Below are 17,594 nucleotides of genomic sequence, written 5' to 3' on the forward strand. Positions count from 1 at the left end.
ACCGCCGCCCGTTGCTCGACCGGCGCCGCCTCCGCCTGCGATGGCGCGTCCTGCACCACCTCCACCTCCGATGGCGCGACCCGCGCCGCCGCCACCTCCGGTTGCGCGGCCTGCACCGCCTCCCATGGCGGCCGCGCCGCCGCGTGCCGCGCCGCATCCCCCGCCACGGCCAGCCGGCCCGCCACCAAAGGCCTGTCCGCCCGGCCAGCCCAAGTGCTAGGAGGCTGAAGGGCAGGGACGTCGGGAAGTGACAGGGAGCTTGCGGGCGTCCCGGATGGCCCCTTATTTCCTTGCTTCTGGCCGAAATGGCGCTATATAGCGCGCCATCTCACACGGAAACATGGCTCACAAGGCCGTCCGGTGGCAGCCGGGGCGAGAACGCTCCGTTTTGCTCACACGTTTCCGGAGGAACCAACCGGAGAATTAGAACGATGGCGCTACCCGATTTCACCATGCGTCAGCTGCTCGAAGCTGGCGTGCACTTTGGTCACCAGTCTCACCGCTGGAATCCGAAAATGGCTCCGTTCATTTTCGGCACCCGCAACAACATCCACATCGTCGACCTCGCCCAGACCGTGCCGATGCTGCACCAGGCCCTCCAGGCCGTCAGCGACACGGTGGCCAAGGGCGGCCGCATCCTGTTCGTCGGCACCAAGCGCCAGGCGCAGGACGGCGTCGCGGACGCGGCCAAGCGCTGCGCGCAGTATTTCGTCAATTCGCGCTGGCTCGGCGGCACGCTGACCAACTGGAAGACGATCTCGGCCTCGATCAAGCGCCTGCGTCACCTCGACGACGTGCTCTCGGGCGGCGAAGCCAATTCCTACACGAAGAAGGAGCGCCTGACGCTTCAGCGCGAGCGCGACAAGCTCGACCGCTCGCTCGGCGGCATCAAGGACATGGGCGGTCTGCCCGACCTGATCTTCGTGATCGACACCAACAAGGAAGACATCGCGATCCAGGAGGCCCAGCGCCTCAACATCCCGGTCGCCGCGATCGTCGACACCAATTCGGACCCCAAGGGCATCACCTATGTGGTGCCGGGCAATGACGACGCCGGCCGCGCCATCTCTCTGTACTGCGATCTCATCGCGCGCGCTGCGATCGACGGCATCTCGCGTGCCCAGGGCGATTCGGGCATCGACGTCGGCGCTTCGGCTCAGCCGGTCGCCGAAGAGCTGCCGGCGCCCTCGTCGAGCGGTTTCCAGGGCCTTGCGGGTCCGCGCGGCACCGCCGACGACCTCAAGAAGCTCCCGGGCGTGTCGGGTGCGATCGAGAAGAAGTTCAACGACCTCGGCATCTTCCACTATTGGCAGCTCGCCGAGCTCGACCACGACACCGCGCACACGATCGGCGAAGAAGTCGGTCTGCCGAGCCGCGCGGACGCCTGGGTGGCCAAGGCCAAGGCGCTGACCGCGGAAGCGGAATAGTCAAAAAGAGCGATGGGTTGGCCGGATAGGATCCGGCCACCATTCCAGTTGACGCAAATTGCTGAGATGGAGCGCGGCGGGGCGCTACGATGCCACGCTGCGGCAAACCGGCAGGCACAAAGGATTTCAACGATGGCAACGATCACAGCGGCGATGGTCAAGGATCTGCGCGAGTCGACCGGCGCAGGCATGATGGACTGCAAGGCCGCGCTGACCGAGAACGACGGCAACATGGAAGCGGCGCAGGACTGGCTTCGCAAGAAGGGTCTGTCCAAGGCTGCCAAGAAGTCGGGCCGGGTCGCGGCAGAGGGCCTGATCGGCGCGCTCACCAAGGGCACCAAGGGCGTCGTGGTCGAGGTCAATTCCGAGACCGACTTCGTCGCGCGCAACGGCCAGTTCCAGGGCCTCGTCAAGATGATCGCCCAGGTCGCCTTCGACGTCGGCGCCGACGTCGAGAAGATCAAGGCCGCCAAGGTCGGTGACGTCACGATCGAAACCGCGATCAATGACGCGATCGCCACCATCGGCGAGAACATGACGCTGCGCCGCGCCGCCCAGCTCGAAGTGAGCCAGGGTGTGGTGTCGCACTATGTCCACGGCGCCGTCATCGACGGCGCCGGCAAGATGGGCGTGATCGTGGCGCTGGAATCGCCGGGCAAGGCCGACGAGCTTGCCGCGCTCGGCCGCCAGATCGCGATGCATGTCGCCGCCGCCAACCCGCTGGCGCTCGATCCGTCCGGCCTCGATCCGGCGGTAGTCAAGCGCGAGAAGGACGTGCTCGCCGACAAATATCGCCAGCAGGGCAAGCCCGAGAACGTGATCGAGAAGATCGTCGAGTCCGGCCTCAAGACCTACTACAAGGAAGTCTGCCTGCTCGAGCAGGCCTTCATCCACGACACCGGCAAGTCGGTGGCGCAGGCGGTGAAGGAGGCCGAGGGCAAGGTCGGCGGCGCTGTGAAGATCGCGGGCTTTGTGCGCTATGCTCTCGGCGAGGGAATCGAGAAGCAGGAAAGTGACTTCGCGGCCGAGGTCGCCGCGGCCAGCGGCAAGAAGTAAGCGCCGGAACGTTCCTTCCGGCGTGCCGCCGGAAGCGGCGCCCGGACAAGGAAGGTGCTCATGACTGATCCGGTCTACCGTCGCGTCGTGATCAAGCTGTCCGGCGAATATCTCGCGGGACAGCAAGGCTTTGGCATCGATCAGCCGACCGTCGACCGGGTTGTGGACGATCTGATCGCGGCCCGCCATCTCGGCACCGAGGTCGCGGTCGTGATCGGCGGCGGCAATATGGTCCGCGGTGTCGAGGTCTCCTCCCGCGGGGTGTCGCGCACAACCGGCGACACCATGGGCATGCTCGCCACCATGATGAACTGCCTCGCGCTGGAAGCGGCGATCGAGCGCAAGGGAACGCCGGCGCGGACGCTGTCGGCCTTCGTCATGCCGGAGATTTCCGAGCTGTTTACCCGCACTGCGGCACACAAATACCTGGCCGAGGGCCGGATCGTGCTGCTTGGCGGCGGGACAGGCAATCCGTACTTCACCACCGACACGACCGCGGTGCTGCGTGCCGCCGAGATCGGGGCGCAGGCGGTCCTGAAGGCGACCAATGTCGACGGCGTCTACTCGGCAGACCCGAAGACGGATCCGACCGCCACGCGGTTCGACCGTCTGACGCATTCGCAGGCGATCGAGGGCGGCTACAAGGTGATGGATGCGACCGCCTTCGCGCTTGCCCGCGAGACATCGCTGCCTATCATCGTATTCTCGATCGCGGAGCCGGGGTCGATCGGCGCGATTCTGCGTGGCGTCGGCCACGGAACCATCGTCGCCGGCTGACGGCTCGTCTTGCGTGCCCCGAGGGAAGGGCGCGGAGCGGTTGCCGGGATTTTGAAGGAGAAACGTGATGGCCACGGGTAATTTCGACCTCAACGAAGTGAAGCGCCGCATGCAGGGCGCCGTCCAGTCCCTCAAGCACGAACTCGGCGGCCTGCGCACCGGCCGCGCCTCCGCCTCGATGCTCGATCCGGTTCAGGTCGAGGCCTATGGCAGCCATATGCCGCTGAACCAGCTCGCCACCGTCAGCGTGCCGGAGCCGCGGCTGATCTCGGTGCAGGTCTGGGACAAGTCGATGGTCAAGGCGGTGGAGAAGGCAATCGTCGATTCCAATCTCGGCCTGTCGCCTGCGACCGAGGGCCAGGTGCTGCGCCTGCGCATTCCCGAGCTCAACGAGGAGCGGCGCAAGGAGCTGGTGAAGGTCGCGCACAAATACGCCGAAGCCGCCAAGGTCGCCGCGCGCCACGTCCGTCGCGACGGCCTAGACGTGCTCAAGAAGCTCGAGAAGAATCACGAGATGTCGGAGGACGATCAGAAGCGTCACGCCGACGAGGTGCAGAAGGCGACCGACGGGACCATCGCCGAGATCGACCAGTTGCTGGCCGCCAAGGAAAAAGAAATCCTCACCGTCTAAGGCCGCTTCCATGTCCAACGCCGCCGCGCCAGCAACGGAAGGACCCGACCGGTCCGAGGCGCCTGCGCATGTCGCCATCATCATGGATGGCAACGGGCGTTGGGCGGCCGCGCGCGGCCTGCCGCGTGCGGAAGGGCATCGCCGCGGTGTGGATGCGCTGCGCCGCGTGGTGCGCGCCTCGCACGAGCTCGGCATTCGCTATCTCACCATCTTCTCGTTCTCTTCGGAGAACTGGTCGCGCCCGGCGAGCGAGATCGGCGACCTGTTCGGCCTGCTGCGGCGCTTCATCCGCAACGATCTGGCGAGCCTGCATCGCGACGGCGTCAAGGTTCGCATCATCGGCGAGCGCGAGGGGCTCGAGAGCGACATCTGCGGGCTCCTCAACGAGGCCGAGGAGCTGACACGCGACAACACGCGCCTGACGCTCGTCGTCGCCTTCAACTACGGCTCGCGGCAGGAGATCGCGAAAGCGGCGCAGAAGCTCGCCCGCGAGGTTGCGGAGGGCAAGCGGGATCCAGCCACGATCGACGCCGAGACGCTCGGGGCGCATCTCGACGCGCCCGACATTCCCGATCCCGATCTCATCATCCGCACCAGCGGGGAGCAGCGCCTGTCCAACTTCCTGATGTGGCAGGCCGCCTATAGCGAGCTCGTGTTCGTGCCGATCCACTGGCCCGACTTCGACAAGGCGGCGCTGGAAAGCGCGATTGCCGAATTTGCCAGGCGCGAACGCCGTTTCGGCGGCCTGGTCGCGAAAAACGCCTCGTGAGCGAACCGGACGCCGCACCGGCGGGCGCTCAGCCTGCCCCGAGCAATCTCGTGCTGCGAGTCCTCGCAGGGGTGGTGCTGGCGCCGCTCGCCATTGCGCTCGCCTACGCCGGCGGCTGGCTCTGGGCACTTCTCGTCACCCTGGTCTCGATCGGACTGTTCGCCGAATGGCTGATGGTGGTGGGCGCGAGCTCGGTCGCGCTGACGGGCGCGGGGACGATCGTCATTGCCATCGTGGGATTTTGCACGGCCTTCGGTGCCCTCAAGACGGCCGTCATCAGCGGCTTCCTCGGCGGCGCGATCGTCACGCTGATTGCGCGGAGGAAGTTCTTCTGGGCGGCGACCGGGTTTGCCTATGCGTCGGCGGCGCTGCTGGCCTCGATCCTTTTGCGGCAGGATCTCGTCAACGGTTTCGCCGCGCTGATGTTCGTGCTGCTCGTGGTGTGGGCGACCGACATCGGCGGCTATTTCGCCGGCCGCAGCATCGGCGGGCCGAAACTGTGGCCGCGCGTGAGCCCGAAAAAGACTTGGTCCGGAGCGCTCGGCGGCTTTGCGGCGAGCCTTGCCGTTGCGGCCGGCTTTGCCGCCTGCGGGATCGGAAAGGCGGTTCCACTGCTGCTCGTCAGCGCCGTCCTGTCGGTGGTATCGCAACTCGGCGATCTCTTCGAATCCGCAGTGAAGCGGCGCTTCGGAGTCAAGGATTCCAGTCACTTAATTCCCGGCCATGGCGGGCTTATGGACCGCCTGGACGGTTTCGTCGCCGCCATCCTGGCGGCATGGATTATCGGCTTTCTCCGCCACGGTGTGCATAGCGCCGGAAGCGGTCTTATGGTTTGGTGAGGATATGAGCGCGGTCCCATTGCGTAACAACAGGCTTGCGGCGTCCGGCGTCCGCAGCGTCACGGTTCTCGGCGCCACCGGCTCGATCGGCGACAGCACGATGGACCTGCTGCGCGCCTCGCCCGAGCGCTACCGTGTCGAGGCGCTGACGGCGAACGGCAATGTCGCGGCGCTGGCCAAGCTCGCCAGGGAATTCTCCGCGCGCTATGTCGCGATCGCCGACACCTCCAAGCTCGGCGAGCTCAAGGCCGCGCTGGCGGGCACCGGCACCGAATGCGGCGCCGGCGAAAGCGCGGTGATCGAGGCCGGCGCACGTCCGGCCGACTGGGTGATGGCGGCCGTGAGCGGCGCAGCGGGACTGAAGCCGGCGCTGGCGGCGGTCGATCGCGGTGCCCATGTCGCGCTCGCCAACAAAGAGTGTCTGGTCTGCGCCGGCGATTTCTTCATGCAGCGCGCGGCAAAGGCGGGCGCCTGCATCCTGCCGGCCGATTCCGAGCACAATGCGCTGTTCCAAGCGCTGAGCTCAGGCAATCGCGACGAGCTCGTCCGCGTCATCATCACGGCCTCGGGAGGTCCGTTCCGGACCTGGAAGCCCGCCGACATCGAGCAAGCCACGCTCGAGCAAGCGCTGAAGCATCCGAACTGGAGCATGGGCCAGAAGATCACGATCGATTCCGCCTCGATGATGAACAAGGGGCTCGAAGTGATCGAGGCGTCCTATCTGTTCGCGCTCGCGCCCGACGAGATCGACGTGCTCGTTCATCCGCAGTCGATCATTCACGGCATGGTCGAGTTCTCCGACTGCTCCGTCGTGGCCCAGCTCGGCGCGCCCGACATGCGGACGCCGATCGCGCATTGCCTCGGCTGGCCCGATCGCATCAAGGGGCCGGCGGCCAGGCTGGACCTCGCCAAGATCGGCCAGCTGACCTTCGAAGCGCCGGACTTCGAGCGCTTCCCCGGACTTCGGCTGGCCTACGATTCGCTCCGGACCGGGAAGGGCGCGACCACCGTCTACAACGCCGCCAACGAGGTCGCGGTCGCCGCCTTCATCGCCGGCAAGATCCGGTTCGGCGCGATTGCCCGGCTGGTCGAGGCGACCCTTGACGATTGGATCAAAGGTGGGAACCAGGCGCCCCTGACGTCCGCCGACGATGCAATATCCGTTGACCATGTTGCGCGAAATAGGGCTGCCGCCCTATTGCCTCAAATTGCCTTAAAGGCATCCTAGCTGGTTCGGTGCCAGGGCCTTGCGGCGCTGGGTGAGGGAAATCGATGATCGACTTTTTCGTCCATAGTTTCAATACGTTGAGCCATGGGCTCCTCGGTTACGCAGTCCCCTTCTTGTTCGTCCTGACCATCGTCGTGTTCTTCCACGAGCTTGGCCATTTCCTGGTCGCGCGCTGGGCGGGTGTTCGCGTGCTGACCTTCTCGCTCGGTTTCGGACCAGAGCTGGTCGGTTTCAACGACCGCCATGGCACCCGCTGGAAGATCTCGGCAATCCCGCTCGGCGGCTACGTCAAGTTCTTCGGCGACGAGAGCGAGGCCTCGACACCGTCGTCCCAGACGCTCGCGGCGATGACGGCCGAGGAGCGCGCCGGCAGCTTCCACCACAAGAAGGTCGGTCCGCGCGCCGCCATCGTCGCGGCCGGACCGATCGCGAATTTCATCCTGGGCGCGCTGATCTTTGCTGGCATGGCGCTCTACTATGGCAAGCCGAGTACGATCGCGCGTGTCGACGGTGTGGTCGCCGACGGCGCGGCGGCTGCGGCCGGCTTCAAGGTCGGCGACGTCGTCATCCAGATCGACGGCAAGCCGATCGAGAGCTTTGCCGACATGCAGCGAATCGTTGCGATGAACGCAGGTTCGGCGCTTGCGTTCCAGGTGAAGCGGGACGGCGCCATCGTCTCCCTGACCGCGACCCCGGCGCTGCTGGAGCGCAAGGATCCGTTCGGCAACAGTCATCGTCTCGGCGTTCTCGGTATCGAGCACAAGTCGCAGGCCGGGGAGGCCTCGACCACGCCGGTCGGCGTCGGTGAGGCGCTCAAGATCGGGGTCGAGCAGGTCTGGTTCATCATCACCAGCACCTTCAAGTTCCTAGGCTCGCTGTTCGTCGGGCAGGGCAATCCGAACGAGGTCAGCGGCGTCCTGGGAATCGCGAAGATGTCGGGGCAGGCGGCCAGCGCCGGGTTCCAGTTCGTCATCAATCTCTGCGCGGTGCTGTCGGTCTCGATCGGCCTGTTGAACCTGTTCCCGATCCCGCTGCTCGACGGTGGCCACCTCATGTTCTATGCGGCCGAGGTGGTCCGTGGCCGGCCCTTGTCCGAGCGGACCCAGGAGATGGGGTTCCGAATCGGACTGGGCTTGGTGCTGATGTTGATGGTGTTTGCGACCTACAACGACATCCTGCGGATGGCCGCTTCCTGATCGAGGCTTTTTTGTGGCGTTGCTGTTCAGCAACGTCCTGGAATGAAATTGAAATCACGGCGCTTTCGGCCGTTTGCGCCGTCGGTGAAATTGGCTACAAGCGGCCTGAACTTGGGGAATCTCCAGACCGGCGTTGGGGTTGGGTCTGGCAGGGAATGATAAGGGCGCGTTGCGCGATGAAGTTTGGACTGCGACTCCGGGGGGGCTTGCTCGCAACCCTGATCATGTTCGGCGCGCCGGTGATTGCCCCGGTTGGGGCTGTTTTCGTGTCTTCGTCTGCATTCGCTCAGACCGTCCAGTCGATTTCCGTCGAGGGAAATCGCCGGGTCGAGGTGGAGACGATCCGCTCCTATTTCAAGCCGGGTCCGGGCGGCCGCCTGGATCAGGCTGCCATCGACGACGGCCTCAAGGCGTTGATCGAGACCGGCCTGTTCCAGGACGTCAGGATCAACCGCGGTCCCGGCGGCCAGATCATCGTCTCCGTGGTGGAGAATCCGGTGATCGGGCGCCTCGCCTTCGAGGGCAACAAGAAGATCAAGGACGAGCAGCTCTCCGCTGAAGTCCAGTCCAAGGCGCGCGGCACTTTCTCCCGCGCCATGGTGCAGTCCGACACGCTGCGAATCGCCGAAATCTATCGCCGGTCCGGCCGCTACGACGTGCGCGTCACGCCCGAGGTCATCGAGCAGCCGAACAATCGCGTTGACCTGATCTTCACGATCGAGGAGGGCGCCAAGACCGGCGTCAAGTCGATCGAGTTCGTCGGCAACAACGCGTTCTCGTCCTACCGCCTCAGGGACGTCATCAAGACGCGCGAATCGAACCTGCTGAGCTTTCTCGCCAGCGGCGACATCTATGATCCCGACCGCGTCGAGGCCGACCGCGACCTGATCCGCCGCTTCTACCTCAAGAACGGCTTCGCCGACGTCCAGGTCGTGGCCGCGCTCACCGAATACGATCCGGAGAAGAAGGGCTTCAACGTCACCTTCAAGATCGAGGAAGGCGCGCAGTACCGCGTCGCCGCGGTCAACTTCCGCTCGAGCATTCCGAACTTCGATCCAACCTCGATGCGCGGCTATTCGCGCGTCAATGTCGGCTCGCTCTACAACGTCGAATCGGTCGAGAAGTCTGTCGAGGAGATGCAGATCGAGGCCTCGCGCCGCGGCTATGCCTTCGCCGTGGTCCGGCCCGGCGGCGACCGCAACTTCGAGGCACACACGGTGTCCGTCGTTTTCAACATCGACGAGGGCCCGCGCACCTATATCGAGCGCATCAACCTGCGCGGCAACACCCGCACGCGCGACTACGTGATCCGCCGCGAGTTCGACATCTCGGAAGGCGATGCCTACAACCGCGCGCTGGTCGATCGTGCCGAGCGGCGCCTGAAGAACCTCGACTATTTCAAGAGCGTGAAGATCACGACCGAGCCGGGCTCGTCGAGCGACCGCGTCATCCTGATCGTCGACATGGAAGAGAAATCGACCGGCGACTTCTCGATCTCGGGCGGTTACTCCACCACCGACGGCGCGCTGGCCGAAGTGTCGGTCTCCGAGCGCAATCTGCTCGGCCGCGGCCTGTTCGCCAAGGCGTCGGTGACCTATGGCCAGTACGCCCGCGGCTACTCGCTGTCGTTCGTCGAGCCGTATCTGCTCGACTACCGCGTCGCGCTCGGCCTCGACCTCTATCAGCGCCAGCAGCTGGCCAACAGCTACATCTCCTACGGCACCAAGACGCTCGGCTTCTCGCCGCGCCTCGGCTTCTCCTTGCGTGAAGATCTGGCGCTCCAGCTGCGCTACTCGATCTACCAGCAGGAAATCACGCTGCCGAGCTACCTGGCGAACTGTAACAACGTGCAGTTCCTGCCCGATGGCAGCGCGAATCCGTTGTTCAATCCGAGCCCGGCCTTTGCCAATGCCAACGGCATCAACCTTGCGTCGACGAACGGCCTGGGCTGCTACAACGATGGCGAAGCCTCGCTGCCGGTGCGCAAGGAGCTTGCCAACGGCAAGACCCTGACCTCGGCGCTCGGCTACACGCTGACCTACAACACGCTGGACAACAACAAGAACCCCACCGACGGTCTGCTCATCGACTTCCGGCAGGATTTCGCCGGCGTTGGCGGCGACGTGAGCTATCTGAAGACCGTGGCGGACGGAAAGTACTATACTCCGCTGGTGTCTGACATCGTCGGCATCGTCCGTCTGCAGGGCGGTATCCTGACCAAGGTAGGCAGCGATCTGCGCATGCTCGACCACTTCCAGATGGGTCCGAACCTCGTCCGCGGCTTTGCCCCGAACGGCATCGGCCCGCGCGACCTGAATCCCTTCGGTACCCAGGACGCGCTCGGCGGCACCAAGTACTGGGGTGCTTCGCTCGAACTGCAGATGCCGTTCTGGTTCCTGCCCAAGGAAGTGGGTCTGAAGGGTGCGGTCTATGCCGATGCCGGCGGCCTCTTTGATTACCAAGGGCCAACGAGCTGGACCACGACCAACGAGGTCAATGCGCCCGGCTGTATCCCGTCGACCATCAATCCGTCATCAGCGGGCACCTGTACCGGTCTCGTGTTTGACGACAGCAAGGTGGTCCGCACGTCGGTTGGTGTCGGCCTGATCTGGCAGTCGCCGTTCGGCCCGCTGCGCTTCGACTACGCCGTGCCGCTCACCAAGGGCAAATACGACCGCACGCAGGAGTTCCGGTTCGGCGGCGGCACCACGTTCTAATTCGATCAGCACGGCACGATCCGGATCACTGGAGCCGGTTTCCGAAAGGGATCGTGCCAATCCAAGACATGAGGCATGATGCGGCCCGACCGCTTCATGCCGAAGCCGGACCGCGACGGGGTGGAATGGCGCAGCCGATCTTCTTCACAAAACCGCCTGCCACAGCGTTGGCCGATATCGCCACGCTGACCAAGGCGCAGCTGGTCGACCCCGCGAGGGGCGGCCATGTCATTACGGGCCTGGCGTCGCTCGACGAAGCCGGCCCGATGCATCTGGCATTCTTCGACAATCTCAAATATGCCGAGCAGCTCAAGGCAACCAGGGCGGGCGCTTGTCTGGTCAGTCCGCGTTTCGAGGCGGAGGTGCCCGCACATGTGGCCGTGCTGCGGGTGGCGCAGCCGTTCCGCGCCTTCGTCAGGATCGCGCGCGAATGGCACGGGGACGCGCTGAGGCCGCAATCCTGGGTCGGCAATGACGGTATCGCGCCCTCGGCGATCATCGATCCCTCGGCCCGGCTCGAGGACGGCGTGATCGTCGATCCCCTGGCCGTGATCGGCCCGGGCGTCGAGATCGGCAGCGGCACCGTGATCGGCGTCGGAGCGGTGATCGGCCCCGGCGTCAAGATCGGCCGGGACTGCAACGTCGGCGCCCGCACGGCGATCCAGTGCGCCCTGATCGGCAACAACGTGCTGATCCATCCCGGCTGCTCGATTGGCCAGGACGGTTACGGCTTCATCTTCTTCGGCCCCGAGGGCCATCTGAAGGTGCCGCAGACCGGGCGCGTGCTGATCCAGAACGACGTCGAGGTCGGCGCCAACACCACGATCGACCGCGGCTCCTTGCGGGACACCGTGATCGGCGAGGGGACCAAAATCGACAATCAGGTCCAGATCGGCCACAATGTGACGATCGGCCGGCACTGCCTGCTGGCGGCACAGATCGGCCTCGCCGGCAGCCTGACCATCGGCGACAACGTGGCGCTTGGAGCGAAGGTTGGCATCAACAATCACCTCAAGATCGGCGACGGGGCTCAGGTCACCGCCATGAGCGCGGTCAAGGACGACATTCCGCCGGGCGGCCGCTGGGGCGGGCATTTCGCCAAACCGACCAAGCAGTGGTTCAAGGAGATCATCGCGGTGGAGCGCCTGGTACGCGACAGCAAGGCCGAGCCGAAGGACGAGGGACGGGAATGACGGCGGAATCACCTGTTAAGTTCGAGCTGGTGGATATCAACGCCATCCTCCAGACCCTGCCGCACCGTTTTCCGATGCTGCTCATCGACCGCGTGATCAACATCCGCGCCGATTACAGCGGCATTGGCATCAAGAACGTCACCTTCAACGAGCCGGCGTTCCAGGGGCATTTCCCCGAGCGCCCGGTCTATCCCGGCGTCATGATGATCGAGGCGATGGCGCAAACCGCGGGCGTGATCGGCATCAAGTCGGTCGAAGGCACCGAGAAGCCGCGGGCGGTGTATTTCCTCACCATCGACAAGTGCAAGTTCCGCAAGCCGGTGCTGCCCGGCGACACCATCGAATATCACATGCGCTCGCTCGGGCGCCGCAAGGCCATGTGGTGGTTTCACGGCGACGCCAAGGTCAACGGGCAGGTCGTCGCGGAGGCCGATGTCGGCGCCATGCTGACGGACTGAGCGGCCAGATGCTCCCGCATGGGCCTCACGCGCGACAATCGTAACGGCTGCCGGCCGTCTCTCGCCTGATATTCTGGTTGAAGAACTGGCCCATGGACGGCGCGCCCAGGAGGCGTTCGACCGTGTCGGCCGTCACGCCGCAATAGCGGTCATAGGCGCCGTCAGCCGCGACGACGAGATCCTGCCGCGCGCGATCGTAACAGACCCGCTGAAGCACCGTGCTCCTGGTGATGTCGCGGCACTCGAACGTGCCGAGATCGATGAGCTGGCGTTCACCGGTCTCGACCGTCTCGGACACGATCGGTGTACCGGCGAGCTGTGCAAGCAGAAGGACCAGGGCCCTGACCACGATAGCTGAAGCTCCGTATGAACATGTTGATGGGCCGGCAGGACCGCTTCATCCGGCACTTGAAATACGCCGAGATGATACGTCACTGGACAGATCGGGCATAGTCGCGCTAACGAGCGGAAAACCAAGCGACTTCAACACATAACCAGACCTTCTTGACGAGTAAGATTGGCTTGATGAGCAAGATTGATCCCACCGCACGGATCGCGGACGGCGCCGTGATCGGCGAGGGCTCCGAGATCGGACCCTATTGCATCATCGGCCCGAACGTCGTGATCGGCGCGAATTGCAGGTTGATCGGACAGGCCACAATCATCGGCCATACCTCGGTCGGGGACGGCTGCGTGATTTCGCCGTTCGCCGTGCTCGGCGGTGCGCCTCAGGATCTCAGCTATAGGGGCGAGCCGACCCGGCTTGAGATCGGCTCGGGCTGCACCATCCGGGAAGGTGCGACGATGAATGTCGGCACCATCAAGGGCGGCGGACTGACGCGCGTCGGCAGCGGCGGTTACTTCATGAACAACAGCCATGTCGGCCATGACTGCATGGTCGGCGACAACGTGATCTTCGCGACGTCAGCAACACTCGGCGGCCATTGCGAGATCGGCGATGCCGTTTACATCGGCGGCCTGTCTGCTGTGCACCAGTTCACCCGCATCGGCTCCTATGTCATGGTCGGAGGTGTCTGCGGTGTGCGCGACGACGTCATCCCGTATGGGCTCGTCAACGGCCAGTACGCGGTGCTGGAGAGCCTCAACCTGATCGGCATGAAGCGTCGCAAGTTCACCAGGCAGCGGCTCGCGACCGTGCGCGCGTTCTACCAGAAGCTCTTCCACGGGCCCGGCACGTTTGCGGAGCGTCTGGAGGCGGCGCGGCCGCTCGCAGGCGAAGACCCCGCGATCGCCGAAATCCTCGACTTCATCGGCAAGGGCAAGCGTCCGCTCTGTCTCCCCGCCATCGCGAAGTGAGTCCGGGATGGCCGCGGGCATGACATCGGCGGCTTCGCAGGTTTCATCACCGGTCGGCATTGTCGCCGGCGGCGGCGCCATGCCGTTCGCGGTCGCCGAGTCGCTCGCCGCGCACGGCATTACGCCAGTGCTGTTTCCGCTGCGCGGGGCCTGCGATCCCGTGCGGGTGGAGAAATTCCGCCATCGCTGGATCTCGGTCGGCCAGCTCGGCCGCGCGATGCGGCTGTTTCGCGAGGAGGGCTGCCGCGACCTGATCTTCATCGGCACGCTGGTGCGGCCTTCGCTGTCGGAGATCCGTTTCGACGTCAAGACGCTGCGCCTGCTCGGCAACGTCATCCGCGCCTTTCGCGGCGGCGACGATCATCTGTTGTCCGGTGTCGGCCGCATGCTCGAGCAGGACGGCTTTCGCATGGTCGGCATCAAGGACGTCGCACCGGATCTCCTGATGCCCGAGGGCTGCATCAGTCGCGCCTGGCCCAGCGACACCAGCAAGGCCGACATCGAGCGCGGGCGCGCGGTGCTGACCGCGCTCGGTCCGTTCGACATCGGCCAGGCTGCCGTGGTGATCGACGGCCATGTCGTAGCGGTCGAGGACATCGAGGGCACCGACGCGCTGCTCGCCCGCGTCGCGCGGCTGCGTGAGGAGGGCCGCATCCGTGCCGCCACGGGTCGCGGCGTGCTGGTGAAGGCGCCGAAGAGCGGCCAGGATCTACGTTTCGACCTGCCGACGATCGGCCCGCGCACGATCGAGGGCGTCGCGGCCGCCGGCCTTGCGGGCATCGCCGTCATTGCCGGCAACACCATTGCCGCGGAGCCGCAAGCGATGATCGCGCTTGCCGACGCCAAATATCTCTTCATCATCGGCCTGCCCGCGTGATGCAGGGGCGCGATCCCATGCGCAAGATCTTCCTGATCGCCACGGAGGAATCCGGCGATCGGCTCGGCAGCGCCTTGATGAAGGTGCTGCGCCAGCGCTTCGGCGACGGTGTGCAGTTCGTCGGCGTCGGTGGCCGCACCATGGCGCGTGAAGGGCTCGAATCGCTGTTTCCGATCGAGGAGCTCTCGATCGTCGGCTTTGCCGCCGTGGTCCAGCAATTGCCGAAGATCCTGCGGCTGATCCGAGAGACCGCTGACGCGGTGGCCGAGGCCGCGCCCGACGCCCTCGTCATCATCGACAGCCCCGACTTCACCCATCGCGTCGCCCGGCGCGTGCGTTCGCGCAGTCCCGGAATCCCGATCGTCGATTACGTCTCGCCGCAGCTCTGGGCGTGGCGGCCGGGACGCGCACGGACCATGCTCGGCTATGTCGACCATGTGCTCGGCCTGTTGCCGTTCGAGCCGGAGGAATACCGCAAGCTCGGCGGGCCGCCCTGCAGCTATGTCGGCCATCCCCTGATCGAGCAATTGTCCTCGCTGCGGCCGAACGCAGAGGAGCAGGCGCGCCGCGACGGCGCGCCGCCGGTGCTGCTGGTACTGCCCGGCAGCCGCCGCAGCGAGATCCGGCATCACCTCGACGTGTTCGGTGCGGCGCTCGGCCGGTTGCAGGCGGCGGGCCGCACGTTCGAGCTGATGCTGCCGACCATGCCGCATCTCGAAGCCACCATCCGCGGGGGCATCGCGAACTGGCCGGTCAAGCCGCAGATCGTGATCGGCGAGAACGAGAAGCGTGCCGCTTTCCGCATTGCCCACGCCGCGCTGGCCAAGTCCGGCACGGTGACGCTCGAGCTTGCGCTGTCGGGCATTCCGATGGTGACGGCCTATCGCGTCGGCGCGATCGAAGCCTTCATCCTGCGCCGCGCGATCCGCGTCTCCTCGGTGATCCTTGCCAATCTCGTGATCGGCAAGGATGTCATTCCCGAGTATCTGCAGGAGGACTGCACGCCGGAGAAGCTGGCGCCAGCGCTCGCCGAGCTGCTGACGGATTCGCCGCTCCGCCGGCAGCAGGTCGAGGCCTTCGCCCAGCTCGATCAGATCATGTCGACCGGCAACAAGTCGCCGAGCGTGCTCGCGGCCGACATCGTGCTGGCAACGATGCGCAAGGGGCGGCGGTAGACGAGGGGTCTTGCAGGGGGCGAGCGCCAGGGTGGCCGGATCACATTCTACGTAAGTCCACCATCGACCCGGAAACACTGGCTGGTGATGCGCCGGCTTTCGTCGGAAGCGAGGAACAGCGCCATATTGGCGATGTCATCCGGCGTCACCGCATCCGGCACGGCTTGGCGCGAGCGCATGCCCGCAATCACCCGTTCGTCCGGATACCACAGCCGGCGCTGGCGCTCGGTGATCACCATCCCCGGTGCAATCGCGTTGACGCGAATGCGGTCGGGGCCGACGATCCGGGCCAGCGAGTTGGTGAAGCCGACGATCGCGGCCTTCGCCGCGGCATAGGCCGGCAGCGCCGGCGCGCCGCGCATCCAGGCGACCGACGACATGTTGATGATCGAACCGCCGCCACGCGCCTGCATCTGCGGCACAACCGTCTGCGCTGCGAAGAAGACATGCTTGAGGTTGACGCCGATCGTCCAGTCGAACTCGGCCGGCGTCACCTCGGAGAGCACATGGCGCTGATCGTTGGCGGCGTTGTTCACGAGGACGGCGGCATCGCCGAGGGAGCGGTGGATGTCGATCATCGCGGTGCGCAGGGCCTCGATGTCCAGGAGATCGCAGGGCACGAACAACGGCGCGGTCCTGCCTGCGGCCGCGATCTCTCGCACCAGCGTTTCGCCGGCATTGGTGTCGATGTCGAGGAAGGCGACGCGCGCGCCCTGAGCCGCGAAGGCTCGTACGAAAGCGGCACCGATGCCGCTGGCGCCACCGGTGATCAGCACCACGCGGTCCGCGAGGCCGGCATAGCTCGTCTGGGTCATGCGATCAGTCGCTCCGTCTCGGGGTCGAACAGGCAGATGCGCCGGGTGTCGAGCGCAAAGGGGGCGGGGGAGCCGGGCGTCGGGCGAACGTCCGGAGAGATGCGCGCCTGCGCCGGCTCGCCGCCAAGCCGAAGCAGGACGATGGTCTCGGCACCGGTGGGTTCGACCATCTCGACCGGCGCGGTGACGACAACGGGCGAGCTTGCTGCGCCGGAGAACACGCGGTCCCCCTCGGCGATGCATTCCGGTCTGATCCCAAGCACCACCTCGCGGCCAATATAGGATGCGGCGCTATCGTAGCCCCGCAGCTGCAAGCGGACCTCGTCCGGCCGCCCGGCGCCGACCACGACCACAGGCCCGCCGGTACCGGTCTCCAGCCGCGCCGGCATGGTGTTCATCGGCGGCGAGCCCATGAAGCGTGCGACGAACAGGTTGGCGGGGTAGCGGTACACGGTATCGGGGTCGGCGAATTGCTGCACGCTGCCCTGATGCATCACGGCGATCCGGGTCGCCATCGTCATGGCCTCGATCTGGTCGTGGGTGACATAGACGATGGTGGCCCCGATGCGCTGGTGCAGCCGCTTGATTTCCATCCGCATCTCGACGCGCAGCTTGGCGTCGAGATTGGACAGCGGCTCGTCGAACAGGAAGAGCAGGGGATCGCGCACCAGCGCACGGCCCATCGCCACGCGCTGGCGCTGGCCGCCGGACAATTGCGAGGGTTTTCGGCCGAGCAGCGGCTCGATCTGGAGCAGCTTTGCGACGTTCGCGACCGCCTTGTCCTGCTCGGCCTTCGGTACATGGCGGCATTCCATACCGAAGGTGATGTTCTGGCGCACCGTCATCGAGGGATAGAGCGCGTAGGACTGGAACACCATGGCGATGTCGCGGTCCTTGGGCGGGATGTCGTTGACCACGCGTCCGCCGATCTCGACCGTCCCCGCGCTCGGCCGGTCGAGGCCTGCGACGATGTTGAGCAGGGTGGACTTGCCGCAGCCGGACGGCCCGACCAGCACGGTGAACTCGCCGCTCTCGATGTCGAGCGCGATGTCCTTGAGCACCTCCAGATTGGCGTAGCGCTTGGACAGGGCGCGAATGCTCAGTGCTGCCATGACTGCT

18 protein-coding genes are annotated in these 17,594 nt (G+C 65.6%); 14 read left to right on the forward strand and 4 right to left on the reverse strand.

Translation table 11 applies throughout. The features are described from left to right. A partial coding sequence (locus ACM42_RS12120; protein ID WP_271528140.1) for a hypothetical protein occupies positions 1–185 on the reverse strand: 185 nt, incomplete at its 3' end. A 246-nt stretch (positions 186–431) separates the two neighbouring features. Here ACM42_RS12120 and ACM42_RS12125 point away from each other — a divergent pair. The 11 genes from ACM42_RS12125 (at position 432) to fabZ (ending at position 12,291) form a co-directional block, all read left to right on the forward strand. Beyond that, entirely contained in the window at positions 432–1,427 is a 996-nt protein-coding gene (locus tag ACM42_RS12125) for a 30S ribosomal protein S2 (RefSeq protein WP_271528141.1), read from the forward strand. Between the two features lie 132 nt (positions 1,428–1,559). Continuing rightward, complete coding sequence (gene tsf / locus ACM42_RS12130; protein ID WP_131868196.1) at positions 1,560–2,483, forward strand: translation elongation factor Ts; 924 nt, start codon at positions 1,560–1,562, stop codon at positions 2,481–2,483. Between the two features lie 60 nt (positions 2,484–2,543). Further along, entirely contained in the window at positions 2,544–3,260 is a 717-nt protein-coding gene (gene pyrH / locus ACM42_RS12135; RefSeq protein WP_271528142.1) for a UMP kinase, read from the forward strand. Positions 3,261–3,327: 67 nt separating this feature from the next. Next, positions 3,328–3,891, forward strand: a complete 564-nt coding sequence (gene frr / locus ACM42_RS12140) for a ribosome recycling factor (protein WP_027575609.1) — start codon at positions 3,328–3,330, stop codon at positions 3,889–3,891. Between the two features lie 10 nt (positions 3,892–3,901). Next, complete coding sequence (locus tag ACM42_RS12145) at positions 3,902–4,660, forward strand: isoprenyl transferase (protein ID WP_271528143.1); 759 nt, start codon at positions 3,902–3,904, stop codon at positions 4,658–4,660. After that, positions 4,657–5,499: a phosphatidate cytidylyltransferase gene (locus ACM42_RS12150; RefSeq protein ID WP_271528144.1), complete on the forward strand. Its 843-nt coding sequence runs from the start codon at positions 4,657–4,659 to the stop codon at positions 5,497–5,499. The genes ACM42_RS12145 and ACM42_RS12150 overlap by 4 nt, the downstream gene beginning before the upstream one ends. A gap of 4 nt (positions 5,500–5,503) precedes the next feature. Then, positions 5,504–6,727, forward strand: coding sequence for a 1-deoxy-D-xylulose-5-phosphate reductoisomerase (dxr, locus tag ACM42_RS12155; RefSeq protein ID WP_271528145.1), 1,224 nt, complete (start codon positions 5,504–5,506; stop codon positions 6,725–6,727). 44 nt (positions 6,728–6,771) lie between these two features. Then, positions 6,772–7,923, forward strand: coding sequence for an RIP metalloprotease RseP (rseP, locus tag ACM42_RS12160; protein WP_035670731.1), 1,152 nt, complete (start codon positions 6,772–6,774; stop codon positions 7,921–7,923). 176 nt (positions 7,924–8,099) lie between these two features. Further along, complete coding sequence (bamA, locus tag ACM42_RS12165) at positions 8,100–10,640, forward strand: outer membrane protein assembly factor BamA (protein ID WP_271528146.1); 2,541 nt, start codon at positions 8,100–8,102, stop codon at positions 10,638–10,640. A 125-nt stretch (positions 10,641–10,765) separates the two neighbouring features. Next, the gene (lpxD, locus tag ACM42_RS12170; protein WP_271528147.1) at positions 10,766–11,833 is read left to right on the forward strand and encodes a UDP-3-O-(3-hydroxymyristoyl)glucosamine N-acyltransferase; all 1,068 of its coding nucleotides are present in this window, start codon (positions 10,766–10,768) and stop codon (positions 11,831–11,833) included. Beyond that, entirely contained in the window at positions 11,830–12,291 is a 462-nt protein-coding gene (gene fabZ / locus ACM42_RS12175) for a 3-hydroxyacyl-ACP dehydratase FabZ (protein WP_024341283.1), read from the forward strand. The genes lpxD and fabZ overlap by 4 nt, the downstream gene beginning before the upstream one ends. 25 nt (positions 12,292–12,316) lie before the next feature. Here the strand turns inward: fabZ and ACM42_RS12180 are convergent, their stop codons facing one another. Continuing rightward, complete coding sequence (locus tag ACM42_RS12180; RefSeq protein WP_271528148.1) at positions 12,317–12,640, reverse strand: KTSC domain-containing protein; 324 nt, start codon at positions 12,638–12,640, stop codon at positions 12,317–12,319. A gap of 176 nt (positions 12,641–12,816) precedes the next feature. Between ACM42_RS12180 and lpxA the strand changes: the two genes are divergently transcribed. The 3 genes from lpxA to lpxB are packed head-to-tail and all read left to right on the forward strand — an operon-like array spanning position 12,817 to position 15,660. Further along, positions 12,817–13,608, forward strand: coding sequence for an acyl-ACP--UDP-N-acetylglucosamine O-acyltransferase (gene lpxA, locus ACM42_RS12185; RefSeq protein WP_271528149.1), 792 nt, complete (start codon positions 12,817–12,819; stop codon positions 13,606–13,608). A gap of 19 nt (positions 13,609–13,627) precedes the next feature. Beyond that, complete coding sequence (locus ACM42_RS12190) at positions 13,628–14,485, forward strand: LpxI family protein (RefSeq protein WP_158626710.1); 858 nt, start codon at positions 13,628–13,630, stop codon at positions 14,483–14,485. Further along, a complete protein-coding gene (gene lpxB, locus ACM42_RS12195) occupies positions 14,482–15,660 on the forward strand; it encodes a lipid-A-disaccharide synthase (RefSeq protein WP_271528150.1) in 1,179 nt (392 codons plus the stop codon). The genes ACM42_RS12190 and lpxB overlap by 4 nt, the downstream gene beginning before the upstream one ends. Before the next feature lie 47 nt (positions 15,661–15,707). Here lpxB and ACM42_RS12200 read toward each other — a convergent pair whose 3' ends face one another. Both ACM42_RS12200 and ACM42_RS12205 read right to left on the reverse strand, forming a co-directional pair. After that, positions 15,708–16,475: an SDR family NAD(P)-dependent oxidoreductase gene (locus tag ACM42_RS12200; RefSeq protein ID WP_271528151.1), complete on the reverse strand. Its 768-nt coding sequence runs from the start codon at positions 16,473–16,475 to the stop codon at positions 15,708–15,710. Continuing rightward, positions 16,472–17,587, reverse strand: a complete 1,116-nt coding sequence (locus ACM42_RS12205) for an ABC transporter ATP-binding protein (RefSeq protein WP_271528152.1) — start codon at positions 17,585–17,587, stop codon at positions 16,472–16,474. The genes ACM42_RS12200 and ACM42_RS12205 overlap by 4 nt, the downstream gene beginning before the upstream one ends. Positions 17,588–17,594 lie beyond the last annotated feature (7 nt).

This window comes from Bradyrhizobium sp. CCBAU 25338, assembly GCF_028128965.1.
Lineage (GTDB): Bacteria > Pseudomonadota > Alphaproteobacteria > Rhizobiales > Xanthobacteraceae > Bradyrhizobium > Bradyrhizobium liaoningense.

Excerpts from the sequence above, each read along its gene's own strand:
- ACM42_RS12125 (WP_271528141.1), top strand. The coding sequence starts at position 432 with ATGGCGCTACCCGATTTCACCATGCGTCAGCTGCTCGAAGCTGGCGTG.
- tsf (WP_131868196.1), top strand. The coding sequence starts at position 1,560 with ATGGCAACGATCACAGCGGCGATGGTCAAGGATCTGCGCGAGTCGACC.
- pyrH (WP_271528142.1), top strand. The coding sequence starts at position 2,544 with ATGACTGATCCGGTCTACCGTCGCGTCGTGATCAAGCTGTCCGGCGAA.
- frr (WP_027575609.1), top strand. The coding sequence starts at position 3,328 with ATGGCCACGGGTAATTTCGACCTCAACGAAGTGAAGCGCCGCATGCAG.
- ACM42_RS12145 (WP_271528143.1), top strand. The coding sequence starts at position 3,902 with ATGTCCAACGCCGCCGCGCCAGCAACGGAAGGACCCGACCGGTCCGAG.
- dxr (WP_271528145.1), top strand. The coding sequence starts at position 5,504 with ATGAGCGCGGTCCCATTGCGTAACAACAGGCTTGCGGCGTCCGGCGTC.
- rseP (WP_035670731.1), top strand. The coding sequence starts at position 6,772 with ATGATCGACTTTTTCGTCCATAGTTTCAATACGTTGAGCCATGGGCTC.
- bamA (WP_271528146.1), top strand. The coding sequence starts at position 8,100 with ATGAAGTTTGGACTGCGACTCCGGGGGGGCTTGCTCGCAACCCTGATC.
- lpxD (WP_271528147.1), top strand. The coding sequence starts at position 10,766 with ATGGCGCAGCCGATCTTCTTCACAAAACCGCCTGCCACAGCGTTGGCC.
- fabZ (WP_024341283.1), top strand. The coding sequence starts at position 11,830 with ATGACGGCGGAATCACCTGTTAAGTTCGAGCTGGTGGATATCAACGCC.
- lpxA (WP_271528149.1), top strand. The coding sequence starts at position 12,817 with ATGAGCAAGATTGATCCCACCGCACGGATCGCGGACGGCGCCGTGATC.
- ACM42_RS12190 (WP_158626710.1), top strand. The coding sequence starts at position 13,628 with ATGACATCGGCGGCTTCGCAGGTTTCATCACCGGTCGGCATTGTCGCC.
- ACM42_RS12200 (WP_271528151.1), bottom strand. The coding sequence starts at position 16,475 with ATGACCCAGACGAGCTATGCCGGCCTCGCGGACCGCGTGGTGCTGATC.
- ACM42_RS12205 (WP_271528152.1), bottom strand. The coding sequence starts at position 17,587 with ATGGCAGCACTGAGCATTCGCGCCCTGTCCAAGCGCTACGCCAATCTG.